We start from the raw sequence: 5,502 nt of genomic DNA, 5'->3' as shown, positions 1-5,502 counted from the left end.
CCCGCCCGTCGTCTATCAACCCGGTTACGCGCTGCAGGGACCAACCCCATTACGACTATGCAGGGACCGACGACGGACGAGGCACCCGGCCAACCGCTTGACCAGAACGTCTTACGCTGATGAGAGTAGACCGCTGCCAAGGCCACGGAACTGTGCGGAAAGCCCTGGCTACTCGGTCAACCGGTAGACGTTCACCTGCTCTGGAGCGTTTGTCATGCGTCGCTTGGCGACGGTCGGCCGACTGGAGCCGGACGCGATGCTCGGTGATCGAGGCGGGCCCGGGATCCGTCCCTTCTCCAGACTGAGATGTCCCACGAGCGGGTCTGCTGCACACAGACAATGCCTGGTGGGACGGGCCAAGACGAGGCGCCCGACCCGAACTCCCCGGGGCGGGCGCCTCACCATGCCTCTTGCCAGAATTACTACGTATTAGTGGTAACCGTGAACCGCGACGTTGGTACTACGCCAACGGTCCACGCAAGCCGACAAAGATCTCAAGAACCCGGTCGCGGCCACCGGGACCACGGCGAGCGTGGCGCATCCGCTAGTTGTGGTTGCCGGGAATTCTACAGTCGTACAGGCCGCGTGTGATCGAACCGCGAACGGGTAACGGTGACCGATTGCCGCGATACGACCTCATTCTGTGGAAGCGGCGTACGACTGCACGTGACCGTTCGTTCAGGGTTCCACCAAGGCGGTGAGTCGACGCACGTCGGTCTGGTCCCCCCAGCCCTTGCTGGCGCAGGCGTGGGCGAGCGACCGCGCCACCGAATCGACGTGGTCCACTACGTGAGCGAACTCCCTTGGAGCGAGGGCGACTTCATCGCCGGACCCCGACCGGATCGAACACGCACCATCGTCAGCGGTCTCGAACTCAATCCAAAAGGGTCCATCGAAAAACCGCACTTTAGCCTTCCCGGGATGGTTGGACACCTGCCGGACGGCGGCAATCAGTTCAAGGGCGAACACTATCGGTAGGTCGTTCCATCCTGCTTCTGGGTAGGCGTGGCCATCGAAATGGACCCACACGTCACCCCAGATGGTCCCGGATCGCGTAGCTTCCATCCGTTCGGTGCTAACGCAAAACTCAAACTTCATGTCACCTCCATACCGGATAGGCCGTCTCGATCCTACGGGTAGACAAGTCGAGCCACATCTCTACTTCCAGACCATTCGTGGAGCCGCGAAGGAAGCGGCGACTCCCTTGAGACCTGCCAACGACCTCGGCGTTCCGGTATGCCTGGCGGATGGTCGACTCGATCTGCTCGGGCGACATGTCGTCCGGGAATTTCGTCTTGTTCCCGCTCTGTCGGTAGATCCGGCCGCCGGCGGTGTGTCTCTTGATCACATGGTCTAGGTCGATATCGACCGTACGGTGCGAGGGCAGATTTATACGCTTGATGCGCGATGCTTTCTGGGCTGCCCGGCCGCCCTTGATCAACTTACCGGCACCCAGTGCGCCGCGGAGTGGAGCTCCTCCTGGGATCGCCATTGATGCGAGGTCGGCTGTTGTCGCACCGCGGTCGTACCACGGGTTGTCCTCGATGATGCAGAGGGCCTGACGCGACTCTTGGTTGGCGAACTTCTTGAGGAGCCAGCCGTCGGCTCCGAAGCTCAGTGCATTGCGTGCGCCGAAGTAGAAGGACGCGACGTCGACCCGGAGTTCGTGATCATTCCACATGTCACGCCATGCGCATCCCCAGCACAGTCCGGTGGGGTCTGTCGCTTGTAGTGGTCGGTTCTCGACGTAAGCGTAGGGCTGGTTGGTTTCGTCGACCATCGGGTCGACGGTCAGGAACTGTCCGGTTGCCGGGTCGTAGTCGCGGGCGCGCAGGTAGACCAGGGCGGTGATGTCATCGGTCCAGGCGCCGGTGTATCCGATGTTGCTCGTCGCTTCGCCTTCTCGGTGCTCGATCCGGCCGTAGGGGTCGTAGGTGATGGCGGCGGTGCTGTCACCCTCGGTGTTGGTGATATGAGTGACGCTGCCTTGCTGGTCGGTGTGCAGGTATTCCGTGGTTCCGTCAGCGGCCACCTGTGCGTAGGGCGTGGAGGTGGGGCCGTAGAGGTAGCGGTGGGTGCCGTCATCGAGGAGGAGGGGGAGCTCGGATCCTGTGGCCCAGACGAATTTGGCTTCCGCGCCGTTGGCGGTGCGGGAGGCTCGCAGGCCGTCACCGTCGTAGGTGTACTCGACGGTGTCTGCGGTGCCTGCGGTGCTCCCGGTAGACCGGGTGAATGACGTCAACCTGTTGGTCAGGTTGTAGCCGTATTCGATCCGTTGGTCGTTGCTTGTGGCGCTCGTGCGGTTGCCTCGTTCGTCGTATCCGTAGGCGGTGGTGTTGCCGGCCGGTGAAGTTGTTGTGGTGAGTTGTTGCCGGGCGTCGTATCGCTGAGTAGTGCCGTCGGGCAGTCCGTTCAGGAGGCCGGCGGGGGTGACGCTGTACTGGCCGGTGGCGCCGATGCCGCTGGTAGTGGCGATGGAGCCAAGCTGGCTGTTAGCGGTGTAGCTGTAGCTATGGGCGCCATTGGGCTTCGTCGTGCCGGTCAGCTGCCCTGCGTCGTCGTAGCTGTAGCCGAAGGCCGCGAGCGTCGCGGATCCCTTGGCGAGGGTGATGTCGGTAACGGCACCGCGTGGGTTGTAGTCGGTATCGCTGACTACGCCATCGGGGGTCGTCTGGGTGTCCAGCTGGCCGTCGCTGGTCCAGGTGAAGGTGGTGACCTTTTGGTTCGAGTCGGTGGCGGCGGTCATGCGACCGGCGTTGTCGTAGCGGTAGCTGACGGCTTCGCCGCTCGGGTAGGTGAGTGTGGTGAGCTGGCCGGCGTCGTCGTAGTCGTAGCCGACGCTGCCGGCGCTGCCGGCGGCCGTTTTGAGCCGTCCCGCTGCGTCGTAGACATAGTTGGTGATGCCGGGGCCATCGGTCATGCTGGTGCGTCGGCCGGTCTTGTCGTACGTGTAGTGCACCGCGGGGGTGGTGTTGTCGCTGTAGGTGAGGTCGGTGAGGCGGCCAGCGCGGTCGTAGGTGCGGGCGGCGCCGGTGTGGCCGTTCTCGGCGGTCGTCTTGAGCCGGCCGACCTCGTCGTATGTGTACTCGGTGACGAGACCGCCGGGCAGGGTCCTCTGTACCGTCTGTCCGGCGTCGTTGAGGGTGTAGGTGGTGATGGCGTCGTCGGGGTTCTTGACGGATTTGAGGGCGCCGTCGTCGAAGTATTCGTAATCGATGGTGCTCTGATCTGGGGTGATGACCGTGTCGAGTTGCCCGTCCAGCGTGTACATGCTGTAGGTGGTGCGGCCGAGCGGATCGGTGGTGCTGAGCAGCCGTCCGGCGTCGTCGTAGGCATACAGGGTGGTCTTCTTCAGGGCGTCGGTCGTGGCTTCGACTTCGCCGGCGTCGTCGTACGTGACCGTGCTGAGATGCCCGCCGGGGCTCTTGGTAGACAGCAGGCGGTCGCGCAGGTCGTAGGTGTAGTGGGTGGTTCCGGCGGCGGTCGTCTCGCTGAGCTTGTTACCGCGCCCGTCGTAGGTGTAGCTGATCGCGTCACCGTTCGGCTTAGTGACCTTCTGCAGCCGTTCGGCGTCGTCGTACTGGTATCTGGTCTGCCTGCCTGCAATGTCCTCGGCGATGTCGAGGCGACCGGCGGCGTCGCGGTAGGTGTAACTGATGCCCCCTTCGGCGTCGGTGGTCGAGTACGGGGAGCCGTCGGCGTAGTAGCCGAACTTGGTGGTGTATCCCATCGCGTCGGTGATGGTCTTGACCCGCCCGGCGCCGTCGTAGGTGGTGTGGGTGGTGTGCTGCAACGCGTCGCTGACGTCCTGTACCCGGCCGTCGACGTCGTAGGCGTAGGTGGTCTCCCGCTGTAGCGGATCCTTGAACGATTTGAGGTCCCCGTTGGTGTAGTAGTCGTAGGTCGCGGCGTTTCGTCCTGGCCGGGCGACGGCGCTGAGGGCGCCGTCGGCGTTGTAGGTGGACTTCGTGACCATGTGAGCGGGCGTCTCGGCGGTTAGCTGGTTGCCGCGCTTGTCGTAGGTGTAGCGCGTCGTGGCCAGGTCGGGTGGGGTTACCGACAGCAGGTCCCCCGCGTCGTTGTAGGTCCAGAGTGTCTTGCGCAGCATCAAGTCGAGATGCGACAGCGGGTTTCCGGCGGCGTCGTAGGTGTACTTGTCCGAAGCCCCGTCGGGCCAGATGACGGTCGCCGGTTGCGAGGTGACCGGGTCGTAGTCCCATCGGGTAGTGGCGGCATCGGCCGTGCCGGCGGCCTTGGTCTGGGAACGCAGTTGCCCGTCGACGTACTGCTCGACCGTGCGCAGCTCGCCGGGTTCGGTGATCGTCACGGTGGAGGTGCCCACTGCGTCGCCGTCGTCGTAGCGGAAGGTCCAGACTCGGTTCAGCGGCTGGGTCTGCTTGACCACGCGAGCGGCAGAGTCGAATTCGTTGATCGTGAGCCCTTCGCGAGGGTTCGTCGAGCTGGTGAGCAGGTGCCGGGAGTCGTAGCCGTACTTGGTCAGGCCGCCGGCGGGGTCCGTGACGGTGGTGAGGTTGCCATTGGCGTCGTGCGCGTAGATCGCCTTGGCCCCGGACGGTGCGGCGACGCTCTGCAGGTAGCCCGCGACGTCGTAGGTGAAGGTCAACGCGCGACCCGACGCGCCGACGACCGCGGTGAGCTTGCCTGCGGTGTTGTAGGTGAACGACAACACGCGCCCGTCCCGCGCTACCTGCCGGGTGATCTTCCCGGCAGCGTCGAACGTCATGGTGACCTGCTGCTTGCGCACGAACGTCCAAGTCCCGTCGGCGTTCTTGACGAGCGTGGCCAGCAGGCGGGAGGCGCCCTGATAGGTACCGTCGGTCTGCTTGGTGAAGGTGGCGGTGCTGCCGTTCTCCTGGCTGACGACCACGGTGGTCGACTGCGGCAGCTCCTTGACGTTCATGCCGTACGCCCAGGCCCAGCCGTAACCTACGACAGAGGCAGTGGCAGCACCGGTCGAGCCGTACGTACGCGCCATCGACAGGGTGCTGCCACGGTCCTCGACGCTCAGGTCAGTGACCGTTTCGAACAACGCGCCGGTGTCGGTCTGAATGGGATGTCCGTAGCAGGCGTTGCACGGTTCCGACTCGGACGGGTTGCTACCGCCGTTGGTTTCCCCAAACAGGCTGGGACCGCCGCTATCCACAGGACGCTTGACACCGCGGATTCTACGGAGCCAGGTGCCGTCGGCGACGTACACCACGCTGCCGTTAGTCGCTATACCCGTGAGTCCGGTGAAGCGGGCCTCGCTGTAGACGCCGTCGACGTGACCCGCCCCGGAGCCTGCCATCAAGGCGGGGGCGCCGCCGTTCTTGGCGATGCGAGTCAGCGTAAGGGCGGTCCCACCGCTGGACGCATAGGTGGCGTAGAGGTAGTCGCCGACTGACAGCAGGGCGGTCAGTGACGTGGAAGGGAGTCCGGTGGCGATCTGGGTGGCGGTGCCGGTGGTGGTGTCAGCGCGATTCAGGGTGCCGTAGTAGCCGG

Annotated in this window: 2 protein-coding genes; one reads left to right on the top strand and one right to left on the bottom strand. The window is 64.5% G+C overall.

Features of this window, described 5'->3' with window-relative positions; translation table 11 throughout:
- Window positions 1-777: 777 nt before the first annotated feature.
- The gene (locus IT780_RS41380) at window positions 778-978 is read left to right on the top strand and encodes a hypothetical protein (protein WP_199517382.1); all 201 of its coding nucleotides are present in this window, start codon (window positions 778-780) and stop codon (window positions 976-978) included.
- A 121-nt stretch (window positions 979-1,099) separates the two neighbouring features.
- On the opposite strand, the gene IT780_RS41375 is transcribed toward IT780_RS41380, so the two are convergent.
- Window positions 1,100-5,502: RHS repeat-associated core domain-containing protein (locus IT780_RS41375; RefSeq protein WP_199517381.1), on the bottom strand; the 4,403-nt coding region annotated here is incomplete at its 5' end.

The organism is Nucisporomicrobium flavum (assembly GCF_016464385.1).
Taxonomy (GTDB): domain Bacteria; phylum Actinomycetota; class Actinomycetes; order Mycobacteriales; family Micromonosporaceae; genus Actinoplanes; species Actinoplanes flavus_A.
Note: the sequence above shows the minus strand (reverse complement) of the source record. Positions and strands in the feature narration are given on the sequence as shown.